The organism is Nonomuraea sp. B19D2 (assembly GCF_040137845.1).
Classification (GTDB): domain Bacteria; phylum Actinomycetota; class Actinomycetes; order Streptosporangiales; family Streptosporangiaceae; genus Nonomuraea.
Map to the genome: position 1 here is coordinate 170,746 of NZ_JBEFAK010000009.1, position 16,259 is coordinate 187,004.

Genomic DNA, 16,259 nt, shown 5'->3' on the forward strand with positions numbered 1-16,259 from the left:
GCCCAGGAAGAGCGGGCGCGGCGCCGTTGAGCTGAGGTCCTCCTAGGAAGGGCGGGGTGCGGCGCCGTCGACGGGCAGGATCACCCTGAACAGCGCCCCCTTGCCCGGCGAGCCCTCCGCAACCACGATGCCGCCGTGCGCCTCCACGAGCGTGGCCGCGATCGACAGCCCCAGCCCCGACCCGCCCGCGCTCCGCGCCGGATCCGCTCGGTAGAACCGCTCGAACACCCGCTCGGCCACCTCCGGAGGGAACCCGGGCCCCTCGTCGGCCACCTCCACCACGGCCTGGTCGCCGTCCCCGCCGACCCGCACCTGGAAGGGCGTGCCAGGCGGGGTGTGGCTGAGGGCGTTCGTGACGAGATTGTTGATCACCTGCCCGAGCCGCGACTCGTCCCCCGTCACGATCACCTCCCCCTCGCCCCCGAACAGCCGCACCAGCTCGATCTTCCGGTCCGGCGCGAGCGTCTGGGCGTCGATCACGGCGGTGGCCGCGAGGCTGAGCAGGTCCACTGGCCGCCGGGCCAGCTCCCGCCGCTGGTCGAGCCGGGCCAGCAGCAGCATGTCCTCCACGAGCAGCCCCATGCGCGCCGCCTGCCCCTCGATGCGGCTCAGCAGGCGTACGGCCTCGGCCAGGTCCTTCTCCTCCCCCAGCCGGTACAGCTCCGCGAACCCCCTGATCGAGGTCAGCGGCGTGCGCAGCTCGTGCGAGGCGTCGGCCATGAACCTGCGCATCAGCTCCTCGGACCGCCGGGCGGCCGTGGCGGACTGGCGGGCCGACTCGGCCGCCGCCTCCCGCTCGCGCACCGCCACCTCGATCTGGGCGAGCATGCTGTTGAGCGAACGGCCCAGCTTGCCGACCTCGGTGGTGCCGGCCCAGAGGGGCACGCGGCGTGACAGGTCACCGCCCGCGATGTCGTTGGCCGTACGCGCGATCTCGCGGAGCGGGCGCAGGCTGCGGCGTACCAGCCAATAACAGGCGAACCCGAGCACCACCAGCGTGCCGCCGCCGCCGATCGCGACGATCAGGATGAGCTGGGAGACCGTGGCGTCCACTTCGCTCAGGTTGACGGCGATCACCCGGCTCTCGCCGCTGCGGCCCGGCACGGCGACGACGCGCCAGCTCGGGCCCCCGGCGGCGCGCGACTCGACGGTGAAGGGCCGGCCGTTGAGCGCGACGACCTTGAGGAGAGTGAGCTTGGGCAGGGCGGGCGTGTGCTCCTCTGTCGACTCGCTGAGCGTCCTGATCGGAGCGCCGGAAGGGTCCAGGAGCACCGCGTAGAACAGGCCGAAGAAGCGCTGCGGGCGCGCGCCGGGACGGGGCTGCTCGGCCATCGGGGGCGGGTCGCGGAGCGGGCGGCTGGCCGCCAGCAGCTGCTGGTCCACCCGCTCGACGAGGTAGCCGCGCAGCAGCCGTACGGCGAACAGGCCGGTCAGCGTGATGGCGAGGGTGACCAGAAGGAGCGTGGCCGAGACGAGACGGAGCCAGAGCGGGGTCCTGGCCACGTGTTTCCGCAGCCGCGCGAAGACCTTGGTCATATGCGTGGGGGGCGCAGGATGTAGCCGACCCCGCGCAACGTGTGCAGGTACTTGCGCTCCCCCGTGTCCACCTTCCGCCGCAGGTAGGAGACGTACGACTCGACCAGGCCGACGTCGGTGCGCCAGTCGCCGTTCCACACGTGGTCGAGGATCTGCGTCTTCGACAGCACCCGGCCCACGTTGAGCATGAAGTACCGCAGCAGCCTGAACTCCGTCGGCGACAACTTGATCGGGATGCCGTCGCGCCACGCCTCGTGGCTCTCCTCGTCCAGCTCCAGGTCGGCCACCCGCAGCCGGTTGGGCGGCGGCGCGCCGCGCCGGGTCCTGCGCAGCACCGCCCGGATCCTGGCGATGACCTCCTCCAGGCTGAACGGCTTGGTCACGTAGTCCTCGCCCAGGCCCAGCCCCGCGATCCGGTCCTCGGGCGTGTCCTTGGCGGTGACGAACAGAACGGGAACCCGGCGGCCGCGGGACCGCAGCCTGCCCGCGACCGCCAGGCCGTCCAGGTCGGGCAGCATGACGTCGAGCATCACCAGGTCAGGCGAGCTCTCCTCGGCCACCCGCAGCGCCTCCATGCCGTCGGCCGCGGTCAGCACCTCGAACCCGGCCATGCGCAGGCTGGCCGAGAACAGCTCCCTGATGTTGGGCTCGTCGTCGACCACCAGCAGCCTGGCCTCGGGCTCACTCATCGAGGGCCTCCTCCCTGGGTGATCGAGGTGGCCGCCACCGAACCGTCACCGCCCTGCCGGCCGCGCACCACCACCGTGGTGCCGGTCTGCAGGTCGGACACCTTGCCCGGCTTGGAGATCTGGACGGTGGTCTGGTCGTTCACGGTGACCGTGACGGTGGCGCCGTCCATGGTCTTGACGTACACCTTGCCACCCTCGACCTTGTCCACGGTGCCCACGGTGCCGCCCGCGGGGCCGCCCCCGCCCATCCGCTGCCCGCCGCCGTAGCCCGGCGGTTGCCCGAAGCCGCCGCGCTGCTGGCCGAAGCCACCCTGCGGCTGGCCGTACCCGCCCCCCATGGGGCGCTGCTGCCCCCCGGCGGCGGAGGCGTCCGACGAGCCGAACAGGCTCTGCGCCTGGATGCCGATGAGGATGCCCGCCACCAGCACGACGCCGGCGGCCAGCGCCAGCGTGAGCTTCGACGGGCCCTTGCGGGGCTGGACGGCGAGCTCCTCTCGCAGGTCGTCGGGGTAGGGGGAAGAGTCGAGCTGGGCCATGTCATTCTCCTTACTCGTGGCGCAGTGCCTGGATCGGCCTCAGCTTGGCCGCCCTGTTGGCGGGATAACTCCCGAAGAACAGCCCGATCCCCACCGACACGCCCAGCGCCAGCGCCACCGACGACGGCACCAGGACCGGCTCGATGCCGGCGACGGTGAACCTGGTCCCGATGAACGCCACCAGCACCCCGGACAGCCCCCCGACCAGGCTCAGCAACGTGGCCTCCAGCAGGAACTGGCCCAGGATCGCGCTCCTGGGCGCGCCGATCGCCTTGCGGATGCCGATCTCGCGCGTGCGCTCCGTGACGGTCACCAGCATGATGTTGGTGATGCCGATGCCGCCCACCAGCAGCGAGATCGCGGCCACAGCGCCCAGCAGCACGGTGAAGGTGCCGGTGGCCTGGCTGACGGTCTCCTGCAGGGTGGCCTGGTTGAGTATCCGGTAGTCGGGGTTGTTGTCCGTGATGCCGTGCCGTTGGTTGAGGATAGCCGTGACCTCGGACTGGGCCGCCGTCGTGGCCTCCGACCCGGACGCCTGGACGACGATCGAGCTGAGCGAGCCGAACCCGCTCAGGCTCTGCTGCACGGCGGGCAGCGGCGCGATCGCCACGTCGTCGGCGTCCTGCATGCCCGTGGACCCGGCCTCCTTCAGCACGCCGACCACCGTGAACGGCACGCCGGACACGCTGACCTGCTTGCCGATCGGATCAACGGCGCCGAAGAGCTCCGCCACGACGGTCTGGCCGAGCACCACGACCTTCCTGGCGGCCAGCACGTCGTCGTTGAAGAAGTACGTGCCCTTGGCGACGGGCTTGTTCACGGCCTCGAAGTAGCTGGGGTAGGTGCCGACGAACTGGGAGATCGCGTGGCTGGCGGCCCCGTACGCGGCAGTCGAGGAGGAGGCGGTCACGACCGGCGAGACGCTCCTGACCGAGGGCGCCAGGGTCCTGTCGGTCAGCGCCTTGGCGTCGGCCAGGCTGAGCTGCCTGGCCTGGGTGCGCGGGCCGGTGTTCCCGCCGCCGCCGGCTGTCCGCATGCCGCCACCGCCGCCCCCGGAGAACTGCGGGGAGATCGTCAGGGTGTTGGCGCCGAGGCGCTGGATGTTGCGCTGGATGCTCTGCGAGGAGCCCTCGCCGACGGCGACCAGCATGATGACCGCGGCGACGCCGATGAGGATGCCGAGCGTGGTCAGCGAGCTGCGCATCTTGTTGGCCAGCAGGCCGCGAAGCGCGAAGCGGAAGATCTCGAGCTGGTTCACCTGGCCGCCGCCCTGTCGTTCTCCGGGTCGTTCTCCGGGTCGTTCTCCGGGTCGTTCTCCGGGTCGTTCTCCGGGTCGTTCTCCGGATCCTGCGCGGGCAGCCGCGGCGGCGGCCCGTCCACGGGGGCCTGGCGGCGGTCCTCCACGATCTCGCCGTCCACCAGCCTGATCACCCGCTTGGCGTGCGCGGACACGTCGTTCTCATGGGTGATCAGTACGATCGTGCGGCCGGACGCGCTGAGCCGGTCCAGGATCTCCAGGACGTCGCCCGTGGAGGCGGTGTCGAGGTTGCCGGTCGGCTCGTCGGCCAGCAGCAGGGCGGGCGCCGTGACCAGCGCCCTGGCCACGGCCACGCGCTGCTGCTGGCCGCCGGAGAGCTGGTTCGGCTCGTGGTGCACGCGGTCGGTCAGCCCGACCTGCTCCAGCGCCGCCAGGGCGCGTGCGCGCCGCTCGGCCTGGCCGATGCCGCCGTAGACGAGCGGCAGCTCGACGTTGGCCAGCGCGCTCATGCGCGGGATCAGGTTGAACGACTGGAACACGAACCCGACCCTGCGGTTACGCAGGATCGCGAGCTGGTGCTCGTCCAGCTGCCCCACGTCGGCGCCGTCGATCTGGTACGTGCCGGAGGTCGGGACGTCGAGGCAGCCCAGGATGTTCATGAGCGTGGACTTGCCGGAGCCGGAGGCGCCCATGATGGCGACGTAGTCACCGCGCTCGACGTCCAGGCTGACGCCGCGCAGGGCGCGTACCCCGGCGTCGCCCTCGCCGTACTCCTTGACCAGGTCGCGCACCCGCAGGACGGGCGGGACCATGCCAGCCGGCGGGGCGCTCATCGCCCGCCTCCCGGCACGCCGCCGCCGTTGGGTCCGCCACCGCCACCGGGGAACCCGCCGCCGCCACCGAAGCGCAGGTTGCCGCCCGTGGTGTTCGTCGTGGTCACCGGGGGCACGATCTGGTCGCCCTCGGACACGCCCGACTTGATCTCCGTCAGGCTCGTGCCCTGCACGCCGACCTGGACCGGGGTCCTGGCCTGCTGGCCGTTCTTGAGCAGGGTGACCGTGGTCTGGCCGCCGCTGGTGGAGACCGTGGTGGAGGGGACGGTGATGACGTCGTCGGCCTGGCCGACCACGACCTCGACGGTGGCCGTCTGGCCCAGCCGCACCTGGCTCGGGACCTTCGTGAACGTGACGGTGACCGGGTACTGCACGACGTTGTTGCTGGTGGAGGCGACCGGCTCGATCTGGGTGACCTTGCCCGTCGCGCTCACCCCCGGCAGGGCGTCGAAGGTGACCGTGGCCTCCTGGCCCTGCTTGAGCTTGCCGACGTCGGACTCCGTGAAGGTGCCCACGAGCTGCAGCTTGCCGACGTCGGCGAGCTCGACGAACCCGCCGGAACTCTGCCCGCCGGCCGAACCCGAGGCCTGCCCCGTGCTCTGGCCGGTGCCCGAGCTCGTACCCGACCCGGAGCCCGAGCCGGAGCTGCTGCCGCCGACCGAGCCGTTCACCGCCGTGATCGTGCCCTTGAACGGGGCCTTCAGCACCGAGGCCGCGACCGTGCGCTGGGCCTCTCGGTAGGCGTTGCGGGCCTTGATGTAGGAGGCGTAGAGCTGGGCCGTCGAGGTCCCCTCGTCCACCGCGCTGTCGTACGTGGCCTTGGCCGCCGACAGGCTCTCCTGGGCGGCGTCGTCGTCGAGCCTGGCCAGGATGTCGCCCTTGCTGACCTTGTCGCCGGCCTTGACGTAGATCTGCTCGACCGTGCCGGTCGTACCGAAGGAGAGCGCTCTGGACTTGGCGCTCGTCACCGCGCCCGACGCGGACACCGAGGCCACCACGGAGCCGCGGCTCGCGGTCACGGTCCTGACGGCCGTCTCGCCGGCCGCCTGCCCCGTGCCGAGCTGGGCGTAGGCGAGCACGCCACCGCCCAGCAGGAGCACCACCAGCGCTCCGTTGGTCATCAGCGCTCTGCGCCTTGTCGACACCTTCACAGCCGGTGACCCTTGCACACAATGCTGCGCCGGAGCCGCGAGCAAGCTGAACGTTCGCTGACAACCTCGCAGCCCCATCCGGCACACAGGTAACTCTTAGGCTGCTCGCAGCCGGGCGCGAACCTGCTCCGCCAGGATGGGCCGCCATGAGACCGACTTTCGCGCTGGGCGGGCTCGCCCTTGCCGTGCTCGTGGCCGGCAGCGGCCTGGTGCTGGCCTTGCGCGACGACGCCCCGCCCACCGTCCAGGTACGGCTCGCCGCCGCGCAGCGCGGCCAGGTCACGGCCACGGTCAGCGCGGCGGGCAGCACCGTGGACGGCTCGCGCAGGAACCTGGCGTTCGGCTCCTCGGGCACGCTGACCAAGGTGTACGTCAAGGTCGGGACCAAGGTGAAGAAGAGCCAGGTGCTGGCCAGGATCGACGGCCGGGCGGCCCGGGAGGCGTACACGGCGGCCGAGGCCGACCTGGCGGCCGCCGAAGAGGCCCAGGAGCAGGCCGCGTCTTCGACCGGTTCGACGCCCGCGGCCTGCACGCCCTCCGGCAGCGGCACCGCAGCGGCCAACGGCGAGCTCGGGCCGACGGCGCCTTCCGCACTGGACGCGGACCCGGCGCCCACCTCCACCCCGCACCCCACCGCCACGCCGACCACCGGGCCCACCGATCCAGGCCCCGAGCCGCAACCCACGGTCACGGTCACCGTGACGGCCACCGTCACCACGACCGTCACCGCCACCCCCACCGGCGGCGGCCCCGATGGCGGAACCCCGACCGGCGGCGTCTCCGACGGCACGACCGGCCGGCCTGGGAGCCGTCCCACTCCCACCGGCGATTCCTCCGCCAAGCCGTCCACCAGCACGAAGGCGTCGCCGAGCGGCAAGCCCACGGGCAGCGGCAGGCCGTCGGCCCAGCCCAGCGGCAGGGCGAGCGGCAGGCCGGACGCCAAGCCGACCGCCGCCGCCCGGCCGTCCTCCCAGGGCTCCTGCGGCCGGGGCACGGGCTCGGCTGGCCAGGGCACGGACGCAGCAGGCCAGGGCACGGGCACGGCGGGCCAGGGCGGGATCAGCGAGGAGCAGGCCGCCGCGAACGTGGACCGCGCGGAGGCCGCGCTCGAGCAGGCGGCCGACGGCGTACGGGCCACCCGCATCGTGGCCCCGGCGGCGGGCACGGTCCTGTCTGTGGCGGGTGCGGCCGGCGACACGGCGGGCACCGGCACCTTCATCAGCCTCGGCAACCTCAACGAGCTGCAGGTCCAGGCCATGGTCACCGAGTCCGACGTGAACCGGCTCAAGCTCGGCCAGAAAGCCCAGATCACCCTGGCCACCCGGAACGGCGAGCGCCACCAGGGCACGGTGACGGCGATCGCGCCGACCGCGACGGTGGACGGCCAGCTCGTCCGCTACTCGGTCACCCTCGCCTTCGACGAGCCGCCCACCGGCCTCATGCTCGGGCAGACCGCCTCGGTGACGGTCACCACGGGCGAGGCCAAGGACGCGATCTACGTGCCCGCCGCCGCGGTACGCAGCAGGTCGGACGGCACGCAGGTGGTCACGGTGCGCTCCGGCGGCCGCGACTCGGCGAAGGTGGTGCGGACGGGGGTGCGCGGCGACCAGTACGTGCAGGTCACCTCGGGGCTGCAGGAGAGCGAGGAGGTCGTCATGTCGGGCACCACGTCCGGCGAGTTCCCGGACGCGAGCTGGCCCGGCGCCTGAGCCGTGCCCGCGCCTGAGCGAATCCTCAGCCGGCTCCCAGCGAACGTTCAGCCAACGCGCGGGGCGCCTACCTGCCCGGCGGCCGCGGCGCCGGGCGTCGCGGGCAGGGTGAGGCGGTGCGAGGTCTTGGCGCGGGCACCGCGGCGCGAGATGTAGTCCAATGTCCGGAAATCGACGGATAGCTCGTCACGGGTCAGCCGCGCCATCAGGTAGCCGCGCCGCTGGTCGATGAAGGAGATGTGCGCGTTCTCCTGGAGCGCCTCCGCGATCCACGTACGGTCCCGGTACCCGTCACCGTCGCTCGCGATCGACGAGGCCACCAGTTCCCTGGCCACCACCGGCGAGTCTGGATCGTCGAAGTCGGTCTTGAGCTCGGCCAGGTGGTGCATGTGCGCGTCGCCGGTCAGCACCACCGGGTTGGAGGTCCCCGCCAGCGACCCGAGCAGGCGCGTGCGCTCGGCCGCGTACCCGTCCCACGAGTCCAGGTTCACCTCGCGTCCCGGCCCGACCTTGTAGTCCCGCTGCGCCATCATGATCTGCTGCCCGAGCAGGTTCCAGCGGGTGTCCGAGCCGCGCAGCCCGCTCTCCAGCCAGCGCCACTGGTCGGCGCCGAGCAGCGTCCGCTTCGACGCCAGCCGGTCGTCGCACCCGGCCCGCACCCCGTCCAGGCAGGCCTGGTCGTCGCGGAACTGGCGCGTGTCCAGCAGGTGGAAGCGCGCGAGCGTCCCCCAGGAGATGCGCCGGTTCACCCTGAGCACCGCCCCCTGGAGGCTGGCACGGCGCAGCGGCATGTTCTCGTAGTACGCCCTGAACGCCTGGGCCCTGCGCCTGGTGAAGCCGGCCGCCCCCGTGCTGGAGACCGAACCGGCCCAGTTGTTCTCGATCTCGTGGTCGTCGAACGACATCAGCCAGGGCGCCACCCGGTGCGCGGCCTGCAGGTCGGGGTCGCTCTTGTACTGGGCGTGCCGCAGCCGGTAGTCGGCGAGCGTCTCGCACTTGCCCGGCGTGTGGTTGCGTACCCGACCGGCCAGCGCCGTGTAGCCGCTGGGGCCGTACTCGTACATGTAGTCGCCGAGGAACACCACCAGGTCCGGCTCCTGCTCGGCCAGGCGGCGGTAGGCGGTGTAGTAGCCGTGCTCGTAGTGCGCGCACGCCGCGACCGCGAACGTGAGCGGCGTCTCCCCCGTGGGCGTGGTCCTGGTGCGGCCCGCCGGTGAGAGCCGGCCCTCGCTCCTGAACCGGTAGAAGTAGTCGCGCCCCGGCTCCAGCCCCGCCAGCTCGACATGGACGCTGTGGGCGTCGCGCGCCCTGGCCGTGGCCGTGCCGGACTTGACGATCTTGGAGAAGCGCTCGTCGGACGAGACCTGCCAGTCCACGTCGATGTCGCGGGCGGGCATGCCGCCGCGGCCGTCGCCGCCCAGCGGGTCGGCGGCCAGCCTGGTCCACAGGACGAAGCCGTCGGCCGAGGGGTCGCCGGAGGCCACGCCCAGCGTGAAGGGGTCGGATCTGAGGGTCCTGGCCGCCGCCGGGGTGGCCGGCTGAGGGAGGAGGAGTCCGGCTGTCGCCGCTGTCAGGAAGGCTCTGCGGTCCACGTCCACAGGTATGTCCGCCCGCGCTGACTCAGCCGTGACCGCCGAGTCAAGCGCGGGTGAACAGCATCAGTCGTCCTGTTCGCGGGGTTTCACAGCGCTATGTCACAGCGTCATTTCACCAGGCTCCCGAGAGCGTGCCGCGGAGCGCGGTGGCGTCCGTGAAGTGCACGCCCGTCATGCCCACGCGCTCGGCGCCCTCGATGTTCTCCTTGCGGTCGTCGATGAAGACGATCTCGGACGGGTCGGCGTCCAGCGCCCGGACGACCTCGTCGTAGATCTCCCGATCGGGCTTGACCAGGCCCATCCTGCCGCTGTAGAAGCGCTGGCCGATCGCCGCGATCCAGGGCAGCTCGTCCAGGCCGTCGCCTATGCAGACGGGCGCGTTGGACAGCAGCGCCACGTCCCTTCCCGCCTCGATCAGCTCGCCGAGCAGGCCGACCGTGCCCTCGTTGGGGTACGCCCAGCTCGCGACGTCCATGGCGACCAGGCGGGCGACCTCGGTCTGGGTCACGGGCCGGCCCAGCACCGCCGACCAGTAGGCCGACGGGCTCAGGCTCGCCCGGTCGAACTCGAGCCGGTGCTCCCAGTAGCCCCGCTTGAAGTCCTCAGGATCCGCGTCCACCGCCCGCGCCATGGCCTCGGCGTCGGACTCGGACTGGGGAAGGGACAGGACACCGCCGTAGTCGAAGACAATCCACGTCATGCCAGGAATGGTCGCAGATGCGGGTCCAGCGCCGGGCAGCCTAGATACTTCTCGGCGGTGTGGAAGTCGATCCAGTCCAGGTTGACCAGCTCTTCGGCGTCCACGCCGGTGAAGCTGACGGCCAGGTTGGGCGGGATGGCAGCGATGTCGTCCTTGTCGGCGATGTTCACCCAGCGCCCGACGCCCTTGGGGCGCTCGCCGCGGCCGTTGACGGGGGCGGGCAGGAGGCGCTCGAAGACGACGTTGCGCATGCCGAGCGGGCTGCCGAGGGTGATCAGCAGGTCGATCTGGAGGTCGGGGTTCGCCCAGAGGGTCTCGTACGTGACGACGCTGCCGAGTGAGTGGGCGATCACCACCGTGGGGCGGTTCTTCCTGATCACGTCGGCGACGACCTGCCGGCACTTCTCCCGCTTGGCCTCATCGGTGAGGTACGCCGCCACCTCCGGCGCGAACAGCTTGGCGAACGCCGCCGACCTGCCGTCCAGCCTGTCCAGCAGCCAGCCGGTGAACGACTTGAGCGCCCCCGTGACGTGCTCGCCCACGCCCAGGTTCTTCGCCCAGCCGACGAGCACCTGCTGGGCCGGACGTTCCATGCCCGCGGCGGACTTGGCGGCCTCGTCGCCGCGCCGGCCGTCGTGCAGATGGTGCGAGAAGTAGGCGATCTCGCTGAAGTACGCCCGCGTCTCGCCCCCGAGCGCCATGCGCAGATAGCGGTCCCACTTGACCCGCATCGCCTCGGCCGCCCCGGCCGCGGACCGCCCGGCCCCGAGGTAGTACTTGTACTTGCCGATCCCGTGCACGCCGACGATCCCGGCCACAGCGCCTCCCCACCCCCTGATCGTTACGCGCGATGGTGGCACACGCCCCTTGCAGTCCGCCATCGCCCAGGGGTCCGCACTTTAGGCTTGCCTAAAGATTTAGGTAGAACTAAAGTGGGGACATAGGTAGATGAGCCTGTAGACGAGCGTCGAGAGCGAGACCGTGATGGCCTTCCGCCGGAGCACCCGCGACGAGGTGGGCGGTCTCGCCCAGAACGTCGTGGACGAGATCACCTGGTACATGCGGGAGCACAAGATCTCCCGTGCCGACCTGGCCGCGTCGATGGGCGTCTCCGCGGGCCGGGTGAGCCAGATCCTGTCCGGCGACGAGAACCTGACGCTCCGCACGCTCGAAACCGTCGTCGCCGCGCTCGGCGCCCGCCTGGAGTTCACGCTCGGCGACGCCGAGGGCTCGGAGATCCTCCTTCACGACCCCGCCTGACCGGCGCCGCGCCCGCGTCATCTCGTACGCACCTCGGCGTCGCGCTGGGCGATGCCGTGCGGCACGAACGGGGGCAGCGACCGGTACCCCGCGCGGTACGCCGACGCGAGCAGCCGCAGCAGGTCGGCCTCCGCGTCGTGCCTGAGCACGCCGTGCAGCCGCGTCAGGTCGTTCAGATACCGCTCGTACCTGGCCAGCCGCGTGTGCCGCGACCCGTTCAGCGCCGTGACGACCTTCGAGCGCGAAGCCCCGTCCTCGACCAGCGCCGCCACGTCCAGCCGCCGCTCGATCGCGTCGAGCCTGGCGTGTATGCGTTCCCGCCTGCGCTCCTCCGGCGAGAGCCGCTCGGCGATCCGGGCGTGGTAGCGGTTGGCGGCCAGGCTGAGCTCGTAGACGTTCCACGAGTCGTCCACCCGCTTCTCGCACCAGATCCGCTGATCCTCGGCCATCGCCTGGTCGAGCCTGGCCAGCAGCGACACCAGCCAGATCGTCGCCGCCTGACGCGCCAGCGAGCGCCGCTCGTCCTCCTGGCCCCGCATCTGGCTCAGCCAGAGCCCGCTCGGCGCGACGGCGCCCAGCACCGTGGCGAGGTTCTCGCTCAGGACCATGCCGCTCACGAGCGCGACCGCGGCGGACATGCACCCCGTCAGCGTGGTGACGGCGATCGCGAGCCACCGCCCCGCCGGCCCGAACGGACGCCCCTTGCCCTGGCACCTCAAGAGGAGGAATCCGACAGCGGAAACAATGGCCAGCACCACGGTCAGGCCAATCTGCGTGGCCGAGGGTGGCTGCATGGAATTTCGCCTCTCCTGCGGGACGTTCCCTCCATATTCGCAGTGACGGCAGTGATTGAAAATGCCGTTGCGGGCGGTATATGTCGCTCATATACGGTGACATCCGTTGCAGAAGGAGAACAGGAGCCCCAGTCATGCCCGGCCCGCTGATCGTCAACGACTCGGTCGTCATTCCGGACGCCGAGCTCGTCTGGCGTTTCTCACGCTCGTCGGGCCCCGGCGGCCAGGGTGTCAACACCACCGACAGCCGCGTGGAGCTCACCTTCGACGTGGCCGCGACCACCGCGCTGCCGCCCGCGCTGAAGGCCAGGGCGCTCGACCGGCTGGGCGCCTCCACGATCACGATCGCCGCCTCCGAATACCGCTCCCAGCTGCGCAACAGGGAGGCCGCGGCGCACCGGCTGGCGCAGCGCCTGCGCGAGGCCATCGCCCCGCCGCCAAGGCGCCGCCGCCCGACCAAGCCCAGTCGCGGCGCCGTCGAGCGCCGCATCGCCGCCAAGAAGCACCGCTCCGACCTGAAGCGCCTGCGCCGCGATCCCTGACCCGACTCCTCTGTCACCGGGTCTGATCCGAGTCCCTCCGCACTTCGGCGAGGCCCGCTCGGGAACGAAGGCGCGGCCCGCTCGGGAGGGAAGGCGCGGCCCTAGGTGATCAGGCGGGGAAGCGCGGCGATGTGCTCGGACAGGTAGCCGGCCACCGCCTCGGGGACCAGATGGCGCGAGGTGATCTCCGACCGGTCCAGCCGCACCCGCTCCACCTCGTACAGACCTCTCGACGGATCCTCGAACTCGGGCCCGTGCCGCAGCTCCGGATCCATGGACACCAGGCGGCAGCCGTAAACGTGCTGCGTCTTGATTTCGCCTTGCCACGGGTACGACACGGTGGTCAGAGGCGTCACCGACGACACCGTCGCGCCCAGCTCCTCGAGCATCTCCCTGTGCAGAGTGTGCTCCAGCGTGTCGTCCCCGGGCTCGACATGCCCGCCGGGGATGCTCCAGTAGACGTCACGTCCCGGCACCGTACGCCGGAAGAGCACCAGCCGTTCATTATGGTCGAGCAGGACACCACGGACACTGGGTCGCATACGGCCACCCTATTTGACCGGTATGTCCTTCCGGTAGCCTAACCTACGGTACCGTAACCTGAAGGAGAAGATCTTTTATGGCGATGACTCAGACGGAGCTGCTGCACGAGCTGGAGCCCGTCGTGGCTGTGGAGCTCGACCGCCACGAGAAGATGGCCAAGGAGTGGTTCCCGCACGAGTACATCCCGTGGAGCGAGGGCCGCGACTTCGACGGCATCTACGGGGGCGAGGCGTGGCAGGAAGGCGACTCGAAGATCCCCGAGGCGGCCCGCGTCTCGCTCATCGTCAATCTCCTGACCGAGGACAACCTGCCCAGCTACCACCACGAGATCGCCAGCACGTTCGGCCGCGACGGCGCCTGGGGCACCTGGGTGCACCGCTGGACGGCCGAGGAGGACCGGCACGGCACCGCCCTCCGCGACTATCTCACGGTCACCCGCGCCGTCGACCCCGTGGCGCTCGAGCGGGCCCGCATGCACCACATGGCCAACGGCTTCACCTCCGAGTACGGCACCATGCTCCAGCAGCTCGCGTACGTCTCCTTCCAGGAACTGGCCACCCGCATCGCGCACCGCAACACCGGCAGGGCCTCCGGCGACGAGGGCTGCGAGCGGCTGCTCGCCAGGATCGCCGCCGACGAGAACCTGCACATGCTCTTCTACCGCAACCTGCTCAAGGCGGCCTTCGAGCTCGATCCCGGCCAGACCATGCGTGCGGTGACGGACGTCGTCACGACCTTCCAGATGCCGGGCACGGGCATCGACGGCTTCGCCCGCAAGGCCATGATCATCGCCAACGAGGGCATCTACGACCTGCGCCTCCACCTGGACGACGTGCTGATGCCGGTGCTGCGGCAGTGGTCGGTGTTCGACAAGACGGGGCTGGGCACCGAGGGCGAGAAGGCCCGTGAGGAGCTGGCCGCGTTCCTGGCCAAGACCGAGGCGACGGCCGCCAGGTTCGTCGAGCGCCGGGAGGAGCGCCGGGCACGCGCCGCGGCGGCACGCTGACCCTTCCAGAGGGCTGCGGCCACGCGAGCGAGGGGACCGCGCCGCCGTGGAATGATCCTCACCTATGGATCTCCCCACCCAGCTGCTTCTCGGCGTCTTCACGCTCTTGACGATCATCGCGCTGGCCGCGGCGGCGCAGCGCCTGCTGAACGTCAGGTTCGGCAGGCTGCGCACCTTCCTGGCCGCGCTGGTCGCCTTCGGGCTGGCCCGGCCGCTGCTGGAGCCGATCCTGGGCTCGCTCGGCGCGGTCGATGTGCGGCAGCCGCCCCCCGCCGCGGCTCTGGGGCTCCTGCTGCTCATCGTCATGTGCGTGGTGCTCATCCCGATGGTGATCCTGGTGCTGGCCGAGGCGCTGGTGCCGCCCGGTTCGCTGCCGGGGCCGCTGGAGCTGATCAGGTCCGTACGCGGCCGCGTCTCCCGGTCCAGGCGCTACTCGCAGATCACCAGGATCGCGATCAGGCACGGCCTCGGCCCGTACCTGCGCGGCCGCGGCGAGCGGCTGGCGGACCGTCCGGGCACGGTGCGGCTGGCCAGGTCCCTGCGCGAGGCGCTCGACGACGGCGGGGTCACGTTCGTCAAGCTCGGCCAGGTCCTGTCCACCCGGCGTGACCTGCTGCCCGCCGAGTTCGTCGAGGAGCTGGGCCGGCTGCAGGACCAGGTCGCCCCGGCGCCCTGGGAGCAGATCGAGCCGGTGCTCACGGCCGAGCTGGGCGGGCCGGTGGCGGAGGTGTTCGCCGAGTTCGGCAGGGAGCCGCTGGCCGCCGCCTCCATCGGGCAGGTCCACACCGCCCGGCTGCACACCGGCGAGAGCGTCGTGGTCAAGGTACGGCGGCCGGGGATCGGGTCGGTCGTCGCGAAGGACCTCGACATCGTCAGGCGGCTGGCGGCCACGCTGGAGTCGCGCACCCGCTGGGGCCGCTCGCTCGGCCTGCGCGACCTGGCCGAAGGGTTCGCCACGGCGATCCGCGAGGAGCTCGACTTCCGTGTCGAGGCAGCCAACATGGCCGCCGTCGCGGCCTCCAGCGGCGGCGTCACGTACCCCGCCCCGATCAGCGCCATGTGCAGCGAACGCGTGCTCGTCATGCGCCGCCTGTCGGGCAGGCCGATCACCACGGCCGCCCCAGAACAGGGGCCGCGGCTGGCCCGCGACCTGCTCGACTGCCTGCTCAGGCAGATCCTCGTCGAGGGTGTCTTCCACGCCGACCCGCATCCCGGCAACCTGATGCTGCTCGAGGACGGCACCCTGGGGCTGCTCGACTTCGGCTCCGTCGGCCGGCTCGACGGCTCCGTGCGCTCGGCGCTGCAGCGCTTCCTGCTCGCCATGAACCGGCAGGACCCCCTCGGGGTCACGGACGCGCTGCTGGAGGTGGTGCCCAGGCCGGAGGACATCGACGAGGCCGGCCTCGAGCGGGCGCTCGGCCAGTTCATGGCCAGGCATCTGACGCCCGGCATGGACAGCGCGCAGCTGTTCACCGACCTGTTCAGGATCGTCTCGGTTTACGGTCTGTCGATCCCGCCCGAGGTAGCCGCCGTCTTCCGTGCGCTGGCCACGCTGGAGGGCACGCTCGTACGCCTCTACCCCGGGTTCGACCTGATCGGCGAGGCACGCGCGTTCGCGGGCCGCTACCTCGCCGACCAGGTCGGCCCCGAGACGATCAAGGAGACCGTCACCCAGGAGCTGGCCGCGCTGCTGCCCATGCTGCGCCGCCTGCCGCGCCGCGTCGAGCGCATCGCGAGCGCCGCGGAGCACGGCAGGTTCAGCATGAACGTCCGGCTGCTCGCCGACGAGCGCGACCGCGGCTACGTGACGGGCCTGCTCCACCAGGTGCTCCTGACGGTGCTCGGCGCCACGGCCGGGGTGATGGGGGTCATCCTCCTCGGGACGGACGGCGGCCCGCCGGTGTTGCCGAACACCTCGTTGTTCCAGCTCATCGGCTACAACCTGCTGGTGATCTCCGCCATTCTGGCACTGCGTGTACTCGCCGTGATCTTCCGCCGCCCGCGTCCATCAGACGATCAGCACACGTACCCGAACGGCTCGCGAGGCCGGTAGGGCCACCGCTCCATCAGTCGGCGAAGCGTGTGCGGCTCTTGACCCGGAGCTGGT

General features: G+C 71.4%; 16 protein-coding genes. 5 read left to right on the top strand and 11 right to left on the bottom strand.

Going from position 1 to position 16,259, the window contains the following annotated elements:
* Positions 1 to 42: 42 nt before the first annotated feature.
* Genes ABN273_RS19175 through ABN273_RS19200 form a run of 6 tightly spaced genes read right to left on the bottom strand, consistent with a single transcriptional unit; the run spans position 43 to position 5,973 of the window.
* The gene (locus tag ABN273_RS19175; protein WP_349450271.1) at positions 43 to 1,536 is read right to left on the bottom strand and encodes a sensor histidine kinase; all 1,494 of its coding nucleotides are present in this window, start codon (positions 1,534 to 1,536) and stop codon (positions 43 to 45) included.
* Positions 1,533 to 2,225 (bottom strand): response regulator transcription factor, encoded by a 693-nt coding sequence (locus tag ABN273_RS19180; RefSeq protein WP_349450272.1) that lies wholly within the window; start codon positions 2,223 to 2,225, stop codon positions 1,533 to 1,535. Before ABN273_RS19180 ends, ABN273_RS19175 begins: the two co-directional genes overlap by 4 nt.
* The gene (locus ABN273_RS19185; protein WP_349450273.1) at positions 2,222 to 2,761 is read right to left on the bottom strand and encodes a hypothetical protein; all 540 of its coding nucleotides are present in this window, start codon (positions 2,759 to 2,761) and stop codon (positions 2,222 to 2,224) included. The genes ABN273_RS19180 and ABN273_RS19185 overlap by 4 nt, the downstream gene beginning before the upstream one ends.
* Positions 2,762 to 2,771: 10 nt before the next feature.
* Positions 2,772 to 4,019, bottom strand: a complete 1,248-nt coding sequence (locus ABN273_RS19190) for an ABC transporter permease (RefSeq protein ID WP_349450274.1) — start codon at positions 4,017 to 4,019, stop codon at positions 2,772 to 2,774.
* On the bottom strand, positions 4,016 to 4,852 hold the full coding sequence (locus tag ABN273_RS19195; RefSeq protein WP_349450275.1) for an ABC transporter ATP-binding protein: 837 nt from the start codon (positions 4,850 to 4,852) through the stop codon (positions 4,016 to 4,018). Before ABN273_RS19195 ends, ABN273_RS19190 begins: the two co-directional genes overlap by 4 nt.
* Positions 4,849 to 5,973 (bottom strand): efflux RND transporter periplasmic adaptor subunit, encoded by a 1,125-nt coding sequence (locus ABN273_RS19200; protein ID WP_349450276.1) that lies wholly within the window; start codon positions 5,971 to 5,973, stop codon positions 4,849 to 4,851. Before ABN273_RS19200 ends, ABN273_RS19195 begins: the two co-directional genes overlap by 4 nt.
* A 176-nt stretch (positions 5,974 to 6,149) precedes the next feature.
* On the opposite strand from ABN273_RS19200, the gene ABN273_RS19205 reads away from it, so the two are divergent.
* Positions 6,150 to 7,712, top strand: coding sequence for an efflux RND transporter periplasmic adaptor subunit (locus tag ABN273_RS19205; RefSeq protein ID WP_349450277.1), 1,563 nt, complete (start codon positions 6,150 to 6,152; stop codon positions 7,710 to 7,712).
* 47 nt (positions 7,713 to 7,759) lie between these two features.
* On the opposite strand, the gene ABN273_RS19210 is transcribed toward ABN273_RS19205, so the two are convergent.
* The 3 genes from ABN273_RS19210 to ABN273_RS19220 form a co-directional block, all read right to left on the bottom strand.
* Positions 7,760 to 9,304, bottom strand: a complete 1,545-nt coding sequence (locus tag ABN273_RS19210; RefSeq protein WP_349450278.1) for an alkaline phosphatase D family protein — start codon at positions 9,302 to 9,304, stop codon at positions 7,760 to 7,762.
* A gap of 115 nt (positions 9,305 to 9,419) precedes the next feature.
* Positions 9,420 to 10,007 (bottom strand): HAD family hydrolase, encoded by a 588-nt coding sequence (locus ABN273_RS19215; RefSeq protein ID WP_349450279.1) that lies wholly within the window; start codon positions 10,005 to 10,007, stop codon positions 9,420 to 9,422.
* Positions 10,004 to 10,825: a hypothetical protein gene (locus tag ABN273_RS19220; protein ID WP_349450280.1), complete on the bottom strand. Its 822-nt coding sequence runs from the start codon at positions 10,823 to 10,825 to the stop codon at positions 10,004 to 10,006. Before ABN273_RS19220 ends, ABN273_RS19215 begins: the two co-directional genes overlap by 4 nt.
* 166 nt (positions 10,826 to 10,991) lie before the next feature.
* Here ABN273_RS19220 and ABN273_RS19225 point away from each other — a divergent pair, with 166 nt between their 5' ends.
* The gene (locus ABN273_RS19225; RefSeq protein WP_349450281.1) at positions 10,992 to 11,267 is read left to right on the top strand and encodes a helix-turn-helix domain-containing protein; all 276 of its coding nucleotides are present in this window, start codon (positions 10,992 to 10,994) and stop codon (positions 11,265 to 11,267) included.
* Positions 11,268 to 11,284: 17 nt separating this feature from the next.
* Here the strand turns inward: ABN273_RS19225 and ABN273_RS19230 are convergent, their stop codons facing one another.
* Positions 11,285 to 12,061, bottom strand: coding sequence for a hypothetical protein (locus ABN273_RS19230; protein WP_349450282.1), 777 nt, complete (start codon positions 12,059 to 12,061; stop codon positions 11,285 to 11,287).
* Between the two features lie 134 nt (positions 12,062 to 12,195).
* Between ABN273_RS19230 and arfB the strand changes: the two genes are divergently transcribed.
* Positions 12,196 to 12,603, top strand: coding sequence for an alternative ribosome rescue aminoacyl-tRNA hydrolase ArfB (gene arfB, locus ABN273_RS19235; RefSeq protein ID WP_349450283.1), 408 nt, complete (start codon positions 12,196 to 12,198; stop codon positions 12,601 to 12,603).
* A 101-nt stretch (positions 12,604 to 12,704) separates the two neighbouring features.
* Here the strand turns inward: arfB and ABN273_RS19240 are convergent, their stop codons facing one another.
* Entirely contained in the window at positions 12,705 to 13,145 is a 441-nt protein-coding gene (locus ABN273_RS19240; protein WP_349450284.1) for an NUDIX domain-containing protein, read from the bottom strand.
* A gap of 77 nt (positions 13,146 to 13,222) precedes the next feature.
* Between ABN273_RS19240 and ABN273_RS19245 the strand changes: the two genes are divergently transcribed.
* Positions 13,223 to 14,152, top strand: coding sequence for an acyl-ACP desaturase (locus ABN273_RS19245; protein WP_349450285.1), 930 nt, complete (start codon positions 13,223 to 13,225; stop codon positions 14,150 to 14,152).
* A 64-nt stretch (positions 14,153 to 14,216) separates the two neighbouring features.
* On the top strand, positions 14,217 to 16,205 hold the full coding sequence (locus ABN273_RS19250) for an ABC1 kinase family protein (protein ID WP_349450286.1): 1,989 nt from the start codon (positions 14,217 to 14,219) through the stop codon (positions 16,203 to 16,205).
* Positions 16,206 to 16,259 lie beyond the last annotated feature (54 nt).